Genomic DNA, 18,598 nt, shown 5'->3' with positions numbered 1-18,598 from the left:
AGAATCTGATCAGCCTTATGGCGATCAAAATTCAGCCCATTCTTGAATTTCCAATATGAAATACTGAATCAACGCTCAGCCATCGACTTGCGCAGCGCGTCAACATAGCGCTCGCTGACGGGGACCAAGGCGCCGGTGCGCAGGGTCAGGCGATACGCACCGTCGCCCACCACCTCCAGGTTCGCGGTCTGGCCGGCGCGCACCACGGCGCTGCGATGCACGCGCAGAAAATGGGCCGGGTCGAGATGGCACAACAGGCGGCTCAGGGGCAGCCGGTGCATCACGCTGCGCATGGCCAGGTGCAGGTTGACGTAGTTACCGCAGGTTTCGATCCAGTCGACGTCGGCCAGTTCGATGCACTCGATGCGCCCGACCGAGCGCACGCTCACCTGGCGCCAGTACTGCTCCGCCGCGCCGGCGTCGGCCCAGGCGCGCAGCGCGGCGCCGTAGGCCGGCCGCTGGCGCAGCTCCAGCATCGCTTCGGCGCGCGCCAGGGCAGCGGCCAGGCGCGCGTCATGCACGGGTTTGAGCAGGTAATCGAGGGCATGCACCTCGAATGCTTCGAGCGCAAAAGCGTTATGCGCGGTGACGAAAATGACCAGCGGCGGATTGACCATGGCGGCCAGCGCGCGCGCCAGCACCAGGCCCGAGTCGCCCGGCATCTGGATGTCGAGGAAGACCACGTCGATATCCTGCGCATTCACGAGCGCCTGGGCCGAGGCCGCGCTGGCGCACTCGCCGGCGACCTGCCAGCGTGGATGGTCGGCCAGGGCGTAGCGCAGGTTGACGCGGCCCGGTTCCTCGTCGTCGACGATCAGTGCGCGCACGGTCATGGCTCGGGCGCGTGCAGCGGCATGCGGATATCGACCACGAAGCGGCCGTCCTGCGGGCCGGTTTGCAGCGAGGCGCGGTCGCCATACGCCAGATCCAGGCGCTCGCGTACGTGGCGCAGCCCCAGGCCAAGGCCCGGATTGGCCGAGCGCGCGGCGCTGGCGGGGTTCGACACGTGGATCGCCAGGCGGCCGGCATCGGCGGCAAAAACGACGCGGATGTCGCTCGGGCTGTCGTGGCAATCCAGGTCATGGCGCAGCGCGTTTTCGATCAGCGGTTGCAGCAGCAGCGGCGGGATGTCGGCGCCCAGCACGGCCTCGCTGTCGCCATCGATGCGCACGTGCAGGCGCGCACCGTAGCGCAGGCGCTGCAAGGCCAGGTAATCGTCCAGGAACTGGCGCTCCTCGCGCAGGCCGACGTGATCGCGCGCGCTGGCCTCGAGCGCATAGCGCAGCAGGGCGCTCAAGTGGTTGATGCCGTCCAGCGCCACCCGCTTGTCGTCGGAGCGGACCAGCGCGCTGATGGCGTTGAGCGCGTTGAACAGAAAATGCGGTTCGAGCTGCCCGCGCAGGGCCAGCAAGCGTTGCTGCTCGAGTTCGAGGCGCAGGTTCAGATTGTCGCTCTGCGCGCGCATCCAGGCCTGCTCGCGCCGTCGCCCTTCGCGCCAGCTGCACGCTGCCACCACGGCCACGAACGTAAACGTGACCCACACCAGCGCCATGAACTGGCCGATTCCCGAGCGCGCCAGCGCGGCCTGGAGCAGCGGCGCCAGTCCGGTCAGCGTGCCGCCATCGAATTGTGTGAGCATGGCGCCATTGAGCATTTCGAACGGCGTAAATAGGGCTGCGGCCAGCAGGTAGGCGACCAGGATGCGCGGCACGCTGCCCAGCACCGCCGGGCGCAGGGTAAACAAGGCGTAGCAGGCAAAGCTCATCGTCATCAGCAGCAGGTGCTCGCGCCACCACAGCCAGAACATAAGCATGTAGGACCTGCTGACGTCGGCGCGTTGCAGGTCGTCACTGTGATTGCCGGCGGCGCCGATCGCACACAGCACCGTCCAAATCAACACGATCGTGACGAAAGCCTTGGGCAGGCTGGTTTGCGGGGGCTGGTTCTGTGCGGTGATCATCGATGCAAAGTATACCAGCGCCACCCGGCCATTTTTCTGGCATGCTGCGGCCTTCGTCATCCAGTTCCGGCGACTCGTCACATACCGGTATTGCGCGGCAGGCCGAGCGGACACAATCGTCGCTCCTCTCAACCACTTGATCGTTCATGAAATACTCTCTCGTTTTGTCCGCGCAGGCGCTTGCCCTGCTGTCTTCCTTCAGTCACGCCGCGCACGCCCAGGATGCCGGCGGCGCCATCGCCAAGGTCGAAATCAACGGTGCCGGCAGCGCCAATGTGCGGCGCGACGACACCGCCGCGCGCATCGTGGTGGGGCGCGACGAGATAGCGCAGTACGGCGACACCTCGCTGTCGGCTGTGCTCAAGCGCCAGAGTGGCGTCTCGCTGAGCGGCGGCGAAATCCGCATGCGCGGGCTGGGCGCCGGCTACACCCAGCTGCTGGTCAACGGCGACCCGGTGGCGGCCGGGTTTTCGATCGACAGCATCGCCCCGGCGATGATCGAGCGGATCGACATTGTGCGCACGGCCACGGCGGAACTGGGCTCGCAAGCCATCGCCGGGACCATCAACGTGATCCTCAAGAAGGGTAACGCGCCCAATCAGCGCGACGTGAAATCAGGGGTCAACCTGCTGGCGGGGCGGGGCGAGCCGTCAGTGTCGATGCAATGGGGCGAGCGTGCCGGCGACCTGGCGTATTCGCTGGCGGCCGAGATGGCGCGTACGGGTTCCGACATCCGTGACCGGACGCTGGAGACCGTCACCGGCGCGGAAGGCACGCCAGCCGCGCGGCGCGAACTGCGCGATACGATCTCGTTCCGCACGGCGCGCCTGAACCTCACGCCGCGTCTGAACTGGACCCTGGCGCAGGGGGGCAGTGTGGCGTGGCAGACCTTCATCGACCTGTCGCGCGCGTCCAACCATGGCAACAGTGTAGAAACCACGTTCGCCGGGGCCAGCACCGACTATCCGGTCAACAATTTCGGGCTGACAGGGAACTTCGTCTCCGCCCGCAGCGACATCACCCTGGCGCGCAATGTCGGCACCGGGGGCAAGCTGACGGTCAAGGCGGGCCTCAATCACAACAAGCGCGAATCGGATTATTTGTTCCAGGGCGCGGGCGCGTCGCGCACGCTGGCGCGCAAGGTGCTGTCGGACGCGCTCGAAGACAGCGCCATCGTGAGCGGAAAATACCTGGCGCCGCTCGTTCCCGGCCACGACATCGGCATCGGCTGGGAAGGCGGTCGCACCCGGCGCTCCGAATCGCGGCGCCAGAACGACAGCACCGCCACCGGCGCGTACCTGTCGCAGCTCGACGAAGACTACCGCGCGGTGGTCGGCCGCCTGGCCCTGTTCGCGCAGGACGAATGGACCGTCTCGCCGCGCCTGCAGGCTTACCTGGGCCTGCGCTGGGAAGGGCTGGACACGGCTACCCGCGGCCGCGCACTGGAAGAAGTGAGCAGCAAGTCGTCGGTGCTCAGCCCCATCACGCAGTTGCTGTGGAAGTTGGACGGCAAGGACCAGCTGCGTTTTTCGCTCTCGCGCACCTACAAGGCGCCGACGATCCGCAACCTGGTGCCGCGCCGCTATACGGTCAACAACGCCAACGGGCCGACCAATCCGGACGTGCGCGGCAATCCGGCACTTAAGCCGGAACTGGCGTGGGGGATCGACACGGCCTACGAATCCTACTTCGGCAAGAGCGGCGTGGTCAGCGTGTCGGCCTATGCGCGCCGGATCGATGCGGTGACGGTGCAGGCGCTGTATCAGGAAAACGGCGCATGGATCTCCACGCCCTTCAACAACGGCAAGGCCAAGGTGGCGGGACTCGAATTCGATGCCCGCTTCCCGCTGCGCAGCGTGCTGCCGGCGGCGCCGGACATGGACCTGCGCGCCAACGCCGCGCGCAACTGGTCGCGCCTGGACGCGCTGCCGGGGCCGGATAACCGGCTGGGCGACCAGGCGCGCGTCACTGCCAATATCGGCGTCGATGCGCGTATCGCGGCGCAGTACACGGCGGGGCTGAACCTGAACCTGCAATATGGCGGGGCCACGCAAATGAGCCGCTACCTGCGCAGCGATACGGGGCCGGTGCGCGTGCTCGATGTGTATGGCGTGTGGAAGATGGCTGCGAAAACGCAGCTGCGCGTGTCGGTGGCCAATGCGCTGCACCGTGACCGCCGCAGCGGCAGCGGGTATGCCGATGCCGACGGCGGCAACACGCGCGTGGGACGCGCCTCGTCGGTGGCGCTGCTGCGGATTGTGCTGGAAACGAGTTTGTAGGCGTCAGAACAGCATGTGCCAGAAGTTCGACAGCGACTCGCCGAGTCCCTTCCAGAAGCTGTCCGGCACATACAACAGCGCGCTGGTCATGGTCAGGTAGCGGGCGAATTTGCCGATCGCCATATAGCCAAGGCTCGGCCAGAACGGCAGGTGCAGCCAGCCACCCAGCGTACACAACGGGTCGCCAATCCCGGGCACCCACGACAGCAGCATGGTCTTGGCGCCGTAGCGCGCCAGCCAGGCGAACCAGCGCGACTTGCGCTCTTTTGCAAACGCCACCTTGGCGCGGTAACCGATGAAGTAATCGAGCGCTCCCCCGAGCGTGTTGCCCAGGGTGGCCACCAGGATGGCCGGCCAGAACATGCCCGGATTGGCCTTGATCACGGCGAACACCGCCGGCTCCGACCCGAGCGGCAGCAAGGTGGCCGAGATAAACGCAATCACGAAGACCGAGCTGAGCCCGACCGCGGGAGCGGCCAGCAATTTGAGCAGCCAGAGGACAGCGGATTCGATCATGGAGGCACTTTGATGACTGCTGAAGCCGTCCATTATAATGAGGAAAAACTATTGCAACGACACGATACGCCGAGCCCGCCACCCGGAACCGCGCATCGCACTGCAAGCCTCGGTCATCCGCCGACAACACAGTCCAGCGTCAACAGCATCGCGTTCCGGATTTTCCGGCCCAGAATCACTTTGTTTGCAGACTATGACTATCGACTACCTCAAGAAAATCCTGACCGCCCGCGTCTACGACGTCGCCACCGAAACGCCGCTCGAATTCGCGCCGATCCTGTCGCAACGCATGGAGAACCGGATTTACTTCAAGCGTGAAGACATGCAGAGCGTATTCAGTTTCAAGCTGCGGGGCGCGTACAACAAGATGGCCAACCTGGCGCCGGCACAGCTCAAGCGCGGCGTGATTTGCGCCTCGGCCGGCAACCACGCCCAGGGCGTGGCCCTGTCGGCCGCCAAGACCGGCTGCCGCGCGGTGATCGTCATGCCCACCACCACGCCGAGCGTGAAGGTCGATGCGGTCAAGGCCTTCGGCGGCGCCAATGTGGAAATCATTTTGCACGGCGACTCCTACACCGACGCCTATCACTTCGCGCTCACGCTCGAAAAAGAACAGAATCTCGCCTTTGTACACCCGTTCGACGACCCGGACGTCATCGCCGGCCAGGGCACGGTGGGCATGGAAATTTTGCGCCAGCATGCGGGACCGATCCACGCGATCTTTGTCGCCATCGGCGGCGGTGGCCTGATCGGCGGTGTGGCCGCGTATGTGAAACAGATCCGCCCGGACATCAAGATCATCGGCGTGCAGTCGACCGATTCGGACGCGATGGCGCGCAGCCTGAAAGCCGGCGAGCGCGTGACCCTGCCCGATGTGGGCCTGTTCGCCGACGGCACCGCGGTGCGCCTGGTGGGCGAAGAAACCTTCCGCCTGGCGCAGTTGTATGTGGACGAGATCATCCTGGTCGATACCGATGCGATCTGCGCGGCGATCAAGGACGTGTTCCAGGATACGCGCTCGATCCTGGAGCCTTCCGGCGCGCTGGCTGTGGCCGGGGCCAAGGCGTATATCGAGCGTTCGGCGATGAGCAAGAACCCGGTGCGCGGCGAAACGCTGGTGGCGATTGCCTGCGGCGCCAACATGAACTTCGACCGCCTGCGCTTCGTGGCCGAGCGCGCGGAGCTGGGCGAAGCGCGCGAGGCGGTGTTCGCGGTGACCATTCCCGAGCAGCGCGGCAGCTTCAAGCGTTTCTGCGCGCTGATCGGGCCGCGCAATGTGACCGAGTTCAATTACCGGATCAGCGATGCGGCGCAGGCGCATGTGTTCGTGGGCGTGCAGATTGCCAGCCGCGGCGAATCGGGCGTGCTGGCGCGTACCTTCGAGCAGAGCGACTTCAAGACGCTGGACCTGACCCATGATGAACTGGCCAAGCTGCACATCCGCCATTTAGTGGGGGGCAAGAGTGCGTTGGCCCATGACGAACTGCTGTATCGTTTCGAATTCCCCGAGCGTCCGGGCGCGCTGATGCGCTTCCTGGACAGCATGGCGCCGAACTGGAATATCTCGCTGTTCCATTACCGTAATCAAGGCGGCGATGTGGGGCGCATCCTGGTGGGCTTGCAGGTGCCGGCGGAAGAAATGGAACAATTCCGCCAGTTCCTCACCACGCTCGGCTACCGGCATTGGGATGAAAGCGCCAATCCGGTGTATAAGATGTTTTTGGGGTGATGCACGTGCCGACGAGACGTCATCGTCGCACCCGGCATGCCCCCGCACCACGCTCCGTCGTCCCCGCGAAGGCGGGGACCCAAGTTCGTTCCGCAGTTGCAGACGGCTAAACGAACTTGGGCTCCCGCCTACGCGGGAGCGACGGAGCTTACGTTATCGACTAAATATATATGACCAACACCGCCGACCTGTCCCCCCTGGGCAAAACCTCCGCCTACCAAACCCAGTACGCGCCGGACTTGCTGTTCCCGATCCCGCGCCAGGGCAAGCGCGATGAGCTCCAGCTCACCGGCACCCTGCCCTTCTTCGGCGTCGATATCTGGAACGCCTACGAAATCTCCTGGCTGAACATGCGCGGCAAGCCGCAGGTGGCGATCGCCACGATCACGGTGCCGGCCGAGTCGCCCAACATCGTCGAATCGAAATCCTTCAAGCTGTACCTGAACTCCTTCAACCAGACGCGCCTGTCCAGCAGCGACGCCTTGCTGGCCCTGCTGCGCGAAGACCTGGCCGGCGGCTTCGGCGCGCCGGTCCACATCACGCTGACCGAACCGCACGCCTTCGACACCGTCAAAATGGGCGAGCTCGATGGCATGCTGCTCGACCGCCTGGACGTCGAGATCGATCACTATTCGCCCTCGCCCGCCCTGCTCACCGCCGCCACGGGCGGCGCGCCGGTCGAGGAAAAACTGGTGTCGCACCTGCTCAAGTCGAACTGCCTGGTCACCGGCCAGCCGGACTGGGCCAGCGTACAAATCCATTACGTCGGCCCGCAAATCGAACAGGGCGGCTTGCTGAAATACCTGATCGGCTTTCGCGAACACAATGAATTCCACGAGCAATGTGTCGAACGCATTTTTACCGACATCCTGCGCCAGTGCGCGCCGCAAAAACTGGCCGTGTACGCGCGCTACACGCGGCGCGGCGGACTGGACATCAACCCATGGCGCAGCAACTTCAGCTCGGGTCGTCCACCCAATCTGCGCACCGCGCGCCAGTGATGTTTGAGGCAGCGCAAGGGGCCCGGTTTTCCCCCGCGTACACGCTTGACGGCATTACCCTGCGGGAATACCTTGGTCGGCAAGGGAACGAGTGTGCTTTTCGGGCGACAGGCGAAAGCCACCAACTTTATGATTGAACAACAATCGCGGACTCGTTCCCGGGCGCTGAAAAAACGGGCAGCAAGCACATGAAAAATGGCGAACTGCATCAAGGACCAGCATTTGTGTGCAAAATCCTCAATTTCGTGCCGGAAATTCAAATTTTCGACACCCGGCTTGGTCTCGGTTTTCCCGTCTTGCGTGAATCGCTATTCCACTTGCGATATGTCAATGCGAACTTGACATGAATCGACGACGAATTCCGATTACACAGCTGAAAAACAGGCCTATAATTCTGGCTCGCAAGCACCCTTGTGCCTCGCATCAATACTCAGCGTTATGACAAACCTTAGCAAAATTTTATCGCTCGAGAACGTGTTGCTTGATCTCGAAGTCTCCAGCAAAAAGCGTGCTTTCGAGCAAGCCGGGCTGATCTTCGAGAACAACTGCGGAATCGCCCGCTCGACCGTTTCCGACAACCTGTTTGCGCGCGAGCGCCTCGGTTCTACCGGCCTCGGCCATGGCGTGGCTGTGCCGCACGGCCGCATCAAGGGTAGCAAGAGCCTCAAGTCGCCGCTGGCCGCGTTTGTACGCCTGCTCGAACCGATTCCGTTCGAATCGCCCGACGGCCAGCCGGTCAACCTGCTGTTCTTCCTGCTCATTCCCGACCACGTGACCCAGCAGCACCTCGAGATTTTGTCCGAGATCGCCGAGATGTTTTCGGACGACGGATTCCGCACAGCGCTGGCGACCGATCCAGACCCCAAATCGGTTCACTCGCGCATCATCAATTGGCAACCAAGCCTGCAAGCACTGGGTTAAACTTCAAGGTGTCGGGCGCATTGGCGCCCTCACTTTTCTGAAGACCCGTTCATGCTGCAAACTCCGCTGACCATCCAACGGCTGTACGACGACAATCGCGAAAGTCTTCAGCTGGGCTGGTTCGCCGGCTTTCCGGGCGGCGAGCGCCTCATTTCGGGCGATGTCGCCTCGGCCGCCGACCAGGTCGGCCACCTGAACCTGATCCACCCCGGCCGCATCCAGGTGTTCGGGCATCAGGAGCTGACCTACTACCACCGCCTCAAATCGGGTTCGCGCAGCCATGTGATTGGCGAACTCATTTCCGGCGGGCCGCCGGCGCTGATCATCGCGCAGGGGCTCGATACCCCGCCCGATATCCTGGCCATCTGCGACGAGCAGAATATCCCCCTGTTTTCCACCCCGCTGCCGGCCGCGCAGGTGATCGACTTTTTGCGCGTGTACCTGTCCAAGAAACTGGCGCAGCGGATCATCATGCATGGCGTGTTCATGGACGTGCTGGGCGTGGGCGTGTTGATCACCGGCGACTCGGGCCTGGGCAAGAGCGAGCTGGGACTGGAACTCATTTCGCGCAGCCACGGCCTGGTGGCCGACGACGCGGTGGAGTTCTCGCGCATCGCCCCGAACATGATCGAGGGACGCTGCCCGGCGCTGCTGCAAAACCTGCTGGAAGTGCGCGGACTGGGACTGCTCGATATCAAGGCGATCTTCGGCGAGACGGCCGTGCGGCGCAAGATGCGCCTGAAATTGATCGTCCATCTGGTGCGCCGCAGCGCGCTGGAAGAAGAAGTCGAACGCTTGCCGTTCCTGTTCCCGACCGAGGATGTGCTTGGACTGCCGATCCGCAAAGTCGTGATCCCCGTGGCCGCAGGCCGCAACATCGCGGTGCTGCTCGAAGCGGCAGTACGCAATACGATCCTTCAACTGCGAGGCATCGACACCTTACAGGAATTCATGGAACGGCAACGTCAGGCGATGAGTTCAGACTAGGCCTGTTTACGGAGTGTACTCTTGCAAGAGTACACCGTTCCGCAGGCACGGAGCGATGCTCCGTGAATTGCCTGCTTCACCAGGCAATGAGTTCAGACTAGGCCTGTTTACGGAGTCTGCCCTTGCAAGGGCAGACCGTTCCGCAGGCACGGAGCGATGCTCCGTGAATTGCCTGCTTCACCAGGCGATGAGTTCCGACTAGGCCTGTTTACGGAGTGTACTCTTGCAAGAGTACACCGTTCCGCAGGCACGGAGCGGTGCTCCGTGAATTGCCTGCTTCACCAGGCGATGAGTTCCGACTAGGCCTGTTTACGGAGTGTACTCTTGCAAGAGTACACCGTTCCGCAGGCACGGAGCGATGCTCCGTGAATTGCCTGCTTCACCAGGCGATGAGTTCAGATTAAACCCTAGCTGTATGCACAGGTAAGCACCACGACCGTTGTAAAATCCCTGTTGCCTCGTGAGAATGATGCATAGTGCTTGAGCAAAGCCCACCCGCATGGGGTATCATCGGGCCTATGCGCATCGTACTCATTACAGGTATTTCCGGATCGGGCAAGTCGGTCGCCCTCAATGTCCTCGAAGACGCAGGCTACTACTGCGTCGACAATCTTCCGCCCGCCCTGTTACCGAGCCTGATCGACGCGCTCATCGCCGACGGCACCGCTTGCGCCGCCGTCGCGGTCGATGCGCGCAGCGCCCGGTCGCTGGTCGAACTGCCCGCCAATATCCGCCTGCTGAAAGACCAGGGACACGACATCAAGGTCATGTTCCTGACCTCGAACACGCACTCGCTGGTGGCGCGCTTTTCCGAAACGCGGCGCAGCCATCCGCTGTCGCACCAGCTGCGCCCCGACGAAAACCCGGCCTCGCGCCGCACGCTGATCGAGTGCATTCTCGAAGAGCGCGAGCGCCTGTCGGCCATCGAGCAGCTTGGCCATGTGATCGACACGTCCGACCTGTCGGCCAACAAGCTGCGCGCGTGGATCAAGGAACTGGTCGAGATCGAGCGCGCGCCACTGACGCTGTTCTTCGAATCGTTCGCCTTCAAGCTCGGCGTGCCGCTCGACGCCGACTTTGTGTTCGACGTGCGCGCCCTGCCGAATCCCTATTACGACCTGACCCTGCGCCCGCTCACCGGCATGGACGCGCCGGTCATCGCTTTTCTGGACGCGCAGCCCAGCGCCGCCGACCTGCTGGAAGATATCCGCAGCTTCGTCGAGAAGTGGCTGCCGTCGTTCAAGACCGACAACCGCAGCTACCTGACCGTGGCGCTCGGATGCACGGGCGGCCAGCATCGCTCGGTGTACATGGCCGAACGCCTGGCCGCCTATTTCAGCCCGACCGAACGAGTCGTGCTGCGGCACCGCGAACAGTCCTGAGTAAGGAGCTGACTTCATCGGCTCACTTGGGCCGTTCAACATCGTGTTCGAAGGTGATGCGCAACGCCGTGCCGGGCATCAGTTCGCGCCGGGTGCTGCGGCTGCCATAGGTCGATTGCGATACGCGCGGCCGGTCCAGCACATTGCCCAGCCCGACCCGCAAGCGCGTCTGCTTGCCCCCTCCCCACAAGACATACATATCGAGCAGGCGCGTGCCGCCGTTCGCTTCGCTCCATTCGGGTGCGTAGCGCGTGCGCGCGCCGCGCTCGTAGGTGAAGCTGGCGCCGAACGCCAGCGCCGTCCGCACGTCGATGCCCACGCTGGCCGTCAAGGGCGACTGGTCCGCCAGCCGGTTATCCGGCCCCGCCACCTTGTCGATGCGCGACCAGTTGCGCGCCACGTTGCCATTGAATGATGCTTGCGCAAAACCGGGCAGCGGCAGCTTCGCTTCGAGCGCAATGCCGCGCGCGCTCGCCCTGCCCTGGTTGGCCGGCGTCGATACCCACTGCGTCCCATCCTGGAACAAGCGCCCCACCGTCACGTCATCGATCTTGCGCAGGTACGCGCTGGCGGCCAGCAAGCCATCCTTGCCGACCTGGCGGTCGTAGCCGATGTCCAGGCCCCAGGCTTTTTCGGGCCGCAACGCGGGGTTGCCCTCGTTGTGCGGATTGGTGGGGCTGTTGTTGTTGTCGACCGTGTAGCGGCGCGGGATCAGGCTGCCCATGGTGGGCGCCTTGTAGGTGCGCGCCAGCCCCGCGCGCAGCTGGTGGCCGGGGGCCGGCTTGTAGAGCGCCTGCAGAAGCGGCGCGGGAATCGCGCTGCGCTGGCTGAGCGCCGCCACGCCGGCTTGCGCGACCGAGGTGCGCAGCGTTTCCCAGCGCGCGCCGGCCGAGAGCGACCACGCCGGGCTGATTTCCCAGTCGTCCTGCGCGAAGGCGCCGAAGCGGTCGATCACGCCGCGATAGCGGTTCTCGCTCAACTGCGGCGCCTCGTCGAAGCTATCGCGCTCGCTGCCCACGCGGGTCTGGCTGCGCGTGGTGTGGGCGCCATCCCAGCCGGCGCTGAGCGCGTGGCCGCCGCCCAAAGGCCGCGTCCAGGTGGCGCCCAGGTGATAACCGCCCTCGCGCAGGTCGGCGGTGACGATGTTCAGCGCCGGCGCGCGCCGTCCGTTCATCATGTCGCCGAACCCGAAGTCCGATTCGCGCCGGCTGCGGTGGATGCCGCCCTTCGCTTCGAGGCGCGCGCCCTCGCCCAGGCTGCGCGCCCATTCCAGGTCGGTCCGCAGCCATATCGCCGCTATATTGAACACAGCGGCGCGTTGCGGGTGCAGGGTCGGCGCGCCGATGTGGGTGGTTTCAAGCGCCCAGGCGTCGGTCGCGCGCCGGCTGTTGCTGATAAAGGCTTGCAAGCCGATGCTGTCGCCGTTGGCAAGCTTCCAGTTGGCGCGCGGCGACAGGCTGGCCAGGCGCGTGGTGTTGATTTCGTTCAGAAGCGTGCTGCGGCGCAGGCCGGGCGCCATTTCTTCTTCGCTCGATGGCGCCGGCACGGGCGCATACGACAGGCTGACCGGCACCGAGTAAGAAAGCGCATCGCTCTTGCCGCTCACCTCTCCGGAGAGGCTCGGCGAGCGCCGGCCGTGTTGCGTGTCCAGGCCGGCCTTGATGGTGGAACGCAGGCGCGTGGCCGACTTGCGCAGCACGATGTTCACGCTGCCGGCGATGGCCTGCATGCTGGTCGCCGCCGACGCGCCGCGCACGATCTCGATGCGCTCGATCAGTTCCGGCGCCAGCGATTCGAGCGAAAAGCCGCTGGGTGCGGCCACGCCGTTGAGCAGCACTTGCGTATAGCCGTTGCCCAGGCCGCGCAGGCGGATGTCGCTGGTGCGCCCGCCACCGTCGCCGATGGTGATGCCGGGCACGCGCTTGAGCGCGTCGCCGAGCGAGCGGTCGCCGTGGCGCATCAGCTCTTCGCGCCCGACCACCAGGCTGGCGGCGGTTTCCTCGCTGCGCTGGTCGTAACGCGCACCGGCTATCTCGATCCTGGGAATGACGTCCTCGGCCAGCGCCGGTAACGATAAAGCCAGCGCGCAAGCGCAGGCATACGGACGAATCTGCATGGGTTTCCTTCAGTGTCGTGTAGGGACGAGCGCGCGCACGGCGCTGCTGCGCCGCACGGAAAACCGCGCTTGACCAGAGGGGGGGTGTTTAGAGCCTGGCGGGACGCTTGCGCAGCGCCTGCGAGGTCGCGAGCGCGTCGAGGCCAGTCAACATTTGCTGCGGGTCGATGCGCTCACCATCCCTGAAAGCTTCCAGATGCAGGTGCGGGCCGGTGACTTTGCCGGTCGCGCCGACCAGGCCAATCGTCTCGCCGGCACGCACCACCTGGCCCGCTTCGACCGAGCGCACGCCCAGGTGCGCGTACAGCGAGCGCACGCCGTTGGCGTGTTCGATCAGGACCACGTCGCCGTACTGCGGCCCGCCCTCGTACTGCGCGGTCGATGCAAGCACCGTGCCGCCGGCGGCGGCCAGAATAGGGGCGCCGGTGCGGGCGGCGAAGTCGATGCCGTGATGGCCGCCTTCCAGGTTCTTGCGCGCGGCGCCGTAAAAGCTGGTCACGCGCACGCGCTCGAGCGGCATTTGCCACTGCTGCGGTGCGCCGGCGGCGGGCGCCACGACGCTGGCCGCCGGCGCGGACACGCCGGGTTCCGCCGCGCGCCACGCAAACGCCGGCTGCAGCAACAGGCTCGCGCCCAGCACCGAGGCCAGCGCAGTGGCCACCGCGGCCTTGCCCGGCAAGCCGGGTGCGCGCAAGCCCTGCTCGCGGATCAGGCCGACCCTGGCGCGCAGCGAGGCGGGAGTTCCGTGAACGAAGGCGATGCCCGCGCCAAGGCGGTCCTGCTGTACCGTTAGTTGAACCTTCAACTGGGCCACCAGCGCGGCCGCGTACTGCTTGCGCTGTTGCGCGGGACGGCCGGCCAGCACGGCGTGGTCGCACCCCAGTTCCTGCGCCCAGTTCAGGCGCCGGGTTAACACCGCGAACAGGGGATTGAACCAGAACAGCGTTTGCAGCAGCATGCTGGCGTGCAGCCACAGGGGGTCATGGCGCTTCCAGTGCGTCAGCTCGTGGGCGACAATCAGGCGCTGTTGCTCGTCGCTGAAACTGCGCAGATGGCGCGGCAGCAGCAGGTACGGACGCGCCAGGCCGGCCAGCATGGGCGAGATGGACGCCTCGGTTTCGCACACCCTCAGGCCGCGCCGCAGCAAGGCCGCCACCGGTTCGCCATCGAAGCCGGCGTGCTGCGCCAATGCCGTCGTATCGAGCGGATGGGCATGAGCGAGCAAGGCGCGCAGGCCGCGCTGCGCATGCACCCAGCGCGCGCCGCCGGCCAGCAAGCCGGCCACATACAGCGCCAGCCAGGCTTGCGCCAGCAGTTCGAGCGGGTCGATGTCGTCGTCAAGGCCATCGGCTTCGTACGCATCGGACTGCGGCTGCGCGAAAGACTGCGTGGCCGCCGGTGCGGGACGCGCGATCTCGATGGCGGGCAGCACGCTGTAGCTGGCGCTTTGCGGCAGCAGCGCCAGCACGAAAGCGCAGGCAATGGCGGCCTGCGACCAGAGCCACACCGAACGGTGCCCGGCCAGCACCGGCCAGACGCGCGTGGCAAGCGTGAGCAGCGCCAGGATGACAGCGGCGGCAATGCCGCAGGTGATGCTCGCTTTGAGGAAGGAAAAGGCGATCGCGTTCAACATGCTCAGTCCTTCGCGTCGGGCCAGTCTTGCAGCATCTGTTCGAGTTCGGCCAGCTCCTGCCGGTCGACCAGTTTACTGCCAGTGAACATATTGACCGGCAGCGGCGCGTCGATTTCCATCACGCGGCGGCCGAAGTCGCGGGCGAAGGCGGCCAGCGTGCTCACCTTGTCGAGCTGGGCGCGGTAGACCTGCACGCCGTGCTGCATGTCTTGCGCCACCATCTGCTTGTCGAGCATGCGTTCGAGCGTCTTGCGGGTCGAGGAAAACGACCAGTCCAGTTCCGCCACGGCGCGCTCGTGCAGTTCACGCGCGCTCAGGGGCTGGTCTTTCCAGAGGACTTTAAGCAGGCTCAGTTCTGAAACCGAAGGAATGGCTGACATGGGAATGCTCCACATTGTGACTGATGGGGCAAGTATGCGACATTTGTCACACGAGGTCAAGCGTCATGTTGCCAGTTGCAGATACCGTCAGGCCCTGGCGAATGAGCCTGGCAAACGACAGCACGCCGGTCAGCTTGTGCGGCCAAGCGCGTTCGTCCGGAGGCAGGGCTCAGTCAAGGTGGCGCAGCGGATGCGCCGCCGCCGGCCACACCGGCGCGAAGAAACGCTCGATCATCGGCGCGTCGACCTGATCGAGGCTGGCCGGGTTCCACCGGGGCGCATTGTCCTTGTCGATCACCAGGGCGCGCACGCCTTCGAGCACTTCGCCATGTTCAAAATTGTGGCGCACCACGCCGCGTTCCATGCGCAGGCAGCCGGCGACGTCGAGCGCGGCGCCGCGCAGCAGCAGTTCGCGCGTGACGCACATCATCAGCGGGGAACGCTGGCGCATCGCGGCCAGCGCCTTGTGCGCGAACTCGCCGTCGTCGCCTTCGAGCGAGGCCATGATGGCCGCCACCGAGGCGGCGCCGAAATGGCGGTCGATGCCGTCACGCTGCGCCTGCAGGGTGGACGCGCCCGCATCGACGGCGAACGGCGCCGCGAACGCCGCGATGGCCGCGCGCAGACCGGCGCCCGGGGTGGCGTCGATCAGCTCCTTGAGCTCGGCCATCCGCGCCTGCGGCACGAACAGGTCGGCCAAGCCCGCATACAAGGCGTCGGCCGCGCCGATGGTCAGCCCGGTCAGGCCCAGGTACTGGCCCAGCTGCCCGGGCGCGCGCGCCAGAAAATAACTGCCGCCCACATCCGGAAACAGGCCGATATTCACCTCGGGCATGGCCATCTTGGTTTTTTCGGTGACGATGCGGATGCGGCATTCCGGCCCGCCCTGGGCAATGCCCATGCCGCCGCCCATGACCACGCCATCCATCAGCGCGATATACGGCTTGGGATAAAAATGGATCAGGTGATTGAGCGCGTATTCTTCGGTAAAAAAATCTTCCAGCAAGGCGCTGCCGCCCATCGGCGTGGCATGGCCGCAATCGTGGAAAAAGCGGATATCGCCGCCGGCGCACAGCGCTTTGTCGCTGCTGCTGCCAATGACCACGGCGTCGATGGCGGCGTCAATACGCCATGCGCCCAGGATCGCGGCCAGGTCGCGCACCATCGCCAGCGACAGCGAATTGAGGGCCTTGGGACGGTCGAGGGTAATCACGCCGGTACGATTGGCAATGCGGGTCTGGACGAATTCGCTCATGGGGCTGGCCGGAAGAAGGAAGGAGCGCTATTTTATCGCGCATGGATGCAAAAAGGGCGCCACGCGGGCGCCCTTTGACGAATGGGACGGGGCCTGCTTATGCGGCCGACGGCGTCTCTTCTTCAGGCATTTCTTCAGGCATGTGCTTGATGGCCTGGTGATTGTGGTCCTGGACCTTGTTTTTGTACTTCATGACCTGGCGATCCAGTTTGTCGACCAGGGCATCGATGGCGGCGTAGAGATCGTGCGACAGGCTTTCCACATACACGGTTTTGCCCGACAGGCGCAGGTTGATCTCGGCCTTTTGACGTTTTTCTTTTTCCGTCAGGTTATCGACGGTGAGGATGACTGCGATATCGATCACTTGATCGAAATGGCGCCTTACGCGCTCAAGCTTGCTCTGTACGTATTCACGGATGGCTGGCGTTACTTCAAGATGATGTCCACTGATTGTGAGATTCATACACACACTCCTAATGATAATGGCACTTCTTGTTACTGTCGGTTCGTACGCTTGGCAGCGCAGAGGAACAGCTCTATTACCGCACGGACGATGTGATGCTGTTACGTCCGCAAAATTGCCAATCGATTAATAGGTTTAATGGGATTCAACTCCTTCAATTTTGTACCCGAGCAACTTTATCTCGTGTAGAACCAAGTGTATCAGTTATTTGGCATAGCACAAGGTAAGCACAAACCGGGAAAGATTCAAGGGAAAATACCCGATATATTCTGTGCGGTATAAGCTCGCGATACCGGCGGGATCGAAAAGTAGCAGAAAGCGGATCATCGTTTTGCGGCCGGCGGTTTCGCCTAGAATCGTCCCCCCGCCATTTATCCGAGCCGATCATGTTCAAGCGAACCGCCCCCCATTTCCTGCTGCGCCTGGCCCTGGCCGGCGCCCTGTGCGCCGCCGCCGCGCCGGCCCTGGCCGTTCTCAGTTTCGACATGAGCGTGAGCACCAAATTCACGGTGGCCACGCATGGCGACAACCCGCCGCCGGACGACATCAAGCAGTACAAGGTGGTGCTGGGCGAACGCTATGTGTCGGTGAGCGCGGCGGGCGAATCGATGATCTACGATTTTGCGCAGCGACGCCGCTATCGGGTCGACCTGGCCAGCGCCAGCTATGTCGACTATTCGCTGTTCGACGGCATCGGCTTTCGCAAGCCGGAACTGCTTCACCGCGCCGTCCTCGGCGAGAACCTGCGCAAGGCCGGGGTCGGGCCGGTGTTCGACCCGGTCTTCGACGAGCATAATCTGTCGCTCACTGCGGCCGGGCGCAAGCTGTCCGAATCGACCGAGGCCGGCGCCACCGTGCTGGCGGTGGACGGCAACCCGCTGGCGCGCATCCCGGCCGGCGGCACCAGCATCAGCGCCAGCGACGCGGCCCAGTTCGAGCGCATGATGCGCTACCGTTTCGGCGGCCATGCGCTGGTGCTGGCGCGCCTGTCGGGCGAAAAGCGGGTGCCGGCCGGCTTCGTCATGCATCACAAGCAGATTGGCTACAGCGAAGCACGCACCTATACCATCAGCGCGCTCGTGCACAGCGCCCCGGCCAGCTACGACCTCAAGCCGTACACGGCGCGCACCGCACAGGGCAACGAGATCGACCAGTTGCTCGACAAGGCGCAGGCGAATGCGGCGCCCGCATCGGCGGCCGTCAAGCAGGCGTTCGAGGCCGAGATTGCGCAAGCGTTCGCCGAGAAGCGCATCTTCGACGCCCTGCTCGGCATGGCCGAGTGGAGTTTCACCAGCGGCGTGCAGGTGAAGCCGAGCGCGGAACAAATGGCCCTGTTTCGGGCCGATCCGACGATCCAGGCCTATCGCGCGATACGGTACAAGACCAGGGCGGAGCTGGAAACGACGGTCGCGCAGATGCAGGAACTGCGCAAGTCCACCACGCGCAAACAGCACATCGTGATGCTGTTCGAAGCCAACATGCGCGCCAAGCTGGGCGACGTGCGCGGCGCGCTGCCCTTGTACGCCAGCGTCCTGCGCGTCAATCCGGGGCTCGCCGGAGCCTACAAGGATATGGGCGACGCCCTGCACCTGGCCTACGAGTCGCCGCGCGCCTGGCGCAGCTGGGACGCGGGACGGCGCATGGCGCCCGCGCTGGACTTGTTCAAAGCGGTGAACCGGCACGAGCAGAACCTGCTGCGCGAGCATCCCGAATATTTTTGAGCCGGCGCGCAAGAAGGATGGCGCTCCGATACCGGCGGTACAGGGCCGCGCTACCCCGCGCGCAGCCGCCGGCCGACCGCAAAAGATAGCGTTACGACAATTCCTTCCTCGTATAATGGCCCGTCTATTGAGTGTGATCACGCGAGTTGATGGCCCGGTTTTCACGTAAAACGATGGTCCTACCCCGAGCGATTTTAGCGTCTTGACAGCGCCGGCCACGGCGCTGTTTTTGATCGTGCGGTTAGAACGGTTCGC

General features: G+C 64.5%; 15 protein-coding genes. 7 read left to right on the top strand and 8 right to left on the bottom strand.

Going from position 1 to position 18,598, the window contains the following annotated elements; all coding sequences use genetic code 11:
• Positions 1 to 68: 68 nt before the first annotated feature.
• Together F1735_RS07545 and F1735_RS07540 are read right to left on the bottom strand one after the other, a co-directional pair.
• Complete coding sequence (locus F1735_RS07545; RefSeq protein ID WP_167236359.1) at positions 69 to 833, bottom strand: LytR/AlgR family response regulator transcription factor; 765 nt, start codon at positions 831 to 833, stop codon at positions 69 to 71.
• Positions 830 to 2,020 (bottom strand): sensor histidine kinase, encoded by a 1,191-nt coding sequence (locus F1735_RS07540; RefSeq protein WP_229505669.1) that lies wholly within the window; start codon positions 2,018 to 2,020, stop codon positions 830 to 832. The genes F1735_RS07545 and F1735_RS07540 overlap by 4 nt, the downstream gene beginning before the upstream one ends.
• Positions 2,021 to 2,106: 86 nt before the next feature.
• Between F1735_RS07540 and F1735_RS07535 the strand changes: the two genes are divergently transcribed.
• On the top strand, positions 2,107 to 4,239 hold the full coding sequence (locus F1735_RS07535) for a TonB-dependent receptor plug domain-containing protein (protein ID WP_167236358.1): 2,133 nt from the start codon (positions 2,107 to 2,109) through the stop codon (positions 4,237 to 4,239).
• Positions 4,240 to 4,242: 3 nt separating this feature from the next.
• Here F1735_RS07535 and F1735_RS07530 read toward each other — a convergent pair whose 3' ends face one another.
• Complete coding sequence (locus tag F1735_RS07530) at positions 4,243 to 4,755, bottom strand: YqaA family protein (RefSeq protein WP_167236357.1); 513 nt, start codon at positions 4,753 to 4,755, stop codon at positions 4,243 to 4,245.
• A 193-nt stretch (positions 4,756 to 4,948) separates the two neighbouring features.
• Here F1735_RS07530 and ilvA point away from each other — a divergent pair, with 193 nt between their 5' ends.
• The 5 genes from ilvA to rapZ all read left to right on the top strand — a co-directional run bounded on the left by ilvA (position 4,949) and on the right by rapZ (position 10,775).
• Positions 4,949 to 6,484, top strand: coding sequence for a threonine ammonia-lyase, biosynthetic (gene ilvA, locus F1735_RS07525; protein ID WP_167236356.1), 1,536 nt, complete (start codon positions 4,949 to 4,951; stop codon positions 6,482 to 6,484).
• 170 nt (positions 6,485 to 6,654) lie between these two features.
• Positions 6,655 to 7,485 (top strand): NADPH-dependent 7-cyano-7-deazaguanine reductase QueF, encoded by an 831-nt coding sequence (queF, locus tag F1735_RS07520; RefSeq protein ID WP_166890013.1) that lies wholly within the window; start codon positions 6,655 to 6,657, stop codon positions 7,483 to 7,485.
• 438 nt (positions 7,486 to 7,923) lie between these two features.
• Positions 7,924 to 8,406, top strand: coding sequence for a PTS sugar transporter subunit IIA (locus F1735_RS07515; protein WP_099873918.1), 483 nt, complete (start codon positions 7,924 to 7,926; stop codon positions 8,404 to 8,406).
• 51 nt (positions 8,407 to 8,457) lie between these two features.
• On the top strand, positions 8,458 to 9,393 hold the full coding sequence (gene hprK / locus F1735_RS07510; protein WP_166870929.1) for an HPr(Ser) kinase/phosphatase: 936 nt from the start codon (positions 8,458 to 8,460) through the stop codon (positions 9,391 to 9,393).
• 518 nt (positions 9,394 to 9,911) lie between these two features.
• Positions 9,912 to 10,775, top strand: coding sequence for an RNase adapter RapZ (gene rapZ / locus F1735_RS07505; RefSeq protein WP_167236355.1), 864 nt, complete (start codon positions 9,912 to 9,914; stop codon positions 10,773 to 10,775).
• 22 nt (positions 10,776 to 10,797) lie between these two features.
• Here the strand turns inward: rapZ and F1735_RS07500 are convergent, their stop codons facing one another.
• From F1735_RS07500 to hpf, 5 genes are all read right to left on the bottom strand, one after another.
• The gene (locus F1735_RS07500; RefSeq protein WP_167236354.1) at positions 10,798 to 12,891 is read right to left on the bottom strand and encodes a TonB-dependent receptor plug domain-containing protein; all 2,094 of its coding nucleotides are present in this window, start codon (positions 12,889 to 12,891) and stop codon (positions 10,798 to 10,800) included.
• A gap of 88 nt (positions 12,892 to 12,979) precedes the next feature.
• A complete protein-coding gene (locus tag F1735_RS07495) occupies positions 12,980 to 14,524 on the bottom strand; it encodes a M23/M56 family metallopeptidase (RefSeq protein ID WP_167236353.1) in 1,545 nt (514 codons plus the stop codon).
• Between the two features lie 2 nt (positions 14,525 to 14,526).
• Complete coding sequence (locus F1735_RS07490) at positions 14,527 to 14,904, bottom strand: BlaI/MecI/CopY family transcriptional regulator (protein ID WP_167236352.1); 378 nt, start codon at positions 14,902 to 14,904, stop codon at positions 14,527 to 14,529.
• Positions 14,905 to 15,073: 169 nt separating this feature from the next.
• Positions 15,074 to 16,159, bottom strand: coding sequence for an enoyl-CoA hydratase/isomerase family protein (locus F1735_RS07485; protein ID WP_167236351.1), 1,086 nt, complete (start codon positions 16,157 to 16,159; stop codon positions 15,074 to 15,076).
• A gap of 97 nt (positions 16,160 to 16,256) precedes the next feature.
• Positions 16,257 to 16,622, bottom strand: coding sequence for a ribosome hibernation-promoting factor, HPF/YfiA family (hpf, locus tag F1735_RS07480; protein ID WP_167236350.1), 366 nt, complete (start codon positions 16,620 to 16,622; stop codon positions 16,257 to 16,259).
• A 386-nt stretch (positions 16,623 to 17,008) separates the two neighbouring features.
• On the opposite strand from hpf, the gene F1735_RS07475 reads away from it, so the two are divergent.
• Positions 17,009 to 18,343 carry a hypothetical protein gene (locus F1735_RS07475; RefSeq protein ID WP_167236349.1) on the top strand — a complete coding sequence of 445 codons (1,335 nt, stop codon included), beginning with the start codon at positions 17,009 to 17,011 and terminating at the stop codon, positions 18,341 to 18,343.
• Positions 18,344 to 18,598 lie beyond the last annotated feature (255 nt).

This window comes from Massilia genomosp. 1 (assembly GCF_011682185.1).
In the GTDB taxonomy this organism is placed as follows: Bacteria; Pseudomonadota; Gammaproteobacteria; order Burkholderiales; family Burkholderiaceae_D; genus Telluria_A; species Telluria_A rubra.
This window is presented reverse-complemented; position numbering and strand designations above follow the sequence as displayed.

Coding starts and splice junctions, on each gene's coding strand:
- F1735_RS07545 (WP_167236359.1), bottom strand. CDS start 833: ATGACCGTGCGCGCACTGATCGTCGACGACGAGGAACCGGGCCGCGTC.
- F1735_RS07540 (WP_229505669.1), bottom strand. CDS start 2,020: ATGACGAAGGCCGCAGCATGCCAGAAAAATGGCCGGGTGGCGCTGGTA.
- F1735_RS07535 (WP_167236358.1), top strand. CDS start 2,107: ATGAAATACTCTCTCGTTTTGTCCGCGCAGGCGCTTGCCCTGCTGTCT.
- F1735_RS07530 (WP_167236357.1), bottom strand. CDS start 4,755: ATGATCGAATCCGCTGTCCTCTGGCTGCTCAAATTGCTGGCCGCTCCC.
- ilvA (WP_167236356.1), top strand. CDS start 4,949: ATGACTATCGACTACCTCAAGAAAATCCTGACCGCCCGCGTCTACGAC.
- queF (WP_166890013.1), top strand. CDS start 6,655: ATGACCAACACCGCCGACCTGTCCCCCCTGGGCAAAACCTCCGCCTAC.
- F1735_RS07515 (WP_099873918.1), top strand. CDS start 7,924: ATGACAAACCTTAGCAAAATTTTATCGCTCGAGAACGTGTTGCTTGAT.
- hprK (WP_166870929.1), top strand. CDS start 8,458: ATGCTGCAAACTCCGCTGACCATCCAACGGCTGTACGACGACAATCGC.
- rapZ (WP_167236355.1), top strand. CDS start 9,912: ATGCGCATCGTACTCATTACAGGTATTTCCGGATCGGGCAAGTCGGTC.
- F1735_RS07500 (WP_167236354.1), bottom strand. CDS start 12,891: ATGCAGATTCGTCCGTATGCCTGCGCTTGCGCGCTGGCTTTATCGTTA.
- F1735_RS07495 (WP_167236353.1), bottom strand. CDS start 14,524: ATGTTGAACGCGATCGCCTTTTCCTTCCTCAAAGCGAGCATCACCTGC.
- F1735_RS07490 (WP_167236352.1), bottom strand. CDS start 14,904: ATGTCAGCCATTCCTTCGGTTTCAGAACTGAGCCTGCTTAAAGTCCTC.
- F1735_RS07485 (WP_167236351.1), bottom strand. CDS start 16,159: ATGAGCGAATTCGTCCAGACCCGCATTGCCAATCGTACCGGCGTGATT.
- hpf (WP_167236350.1), bottom strand. CDS start 16,622: ATGAATCTCACAATCAGTGGACATCATCTTGAAGTAACGCCAGCCATC.
- F1735_RS07475 (WP_167236349.1), top strand. CDS start 17,009: ATGTTCAAGCGAACCGCCCCCCATTTCCTGCTGCGCCTGGCCCTGGCC.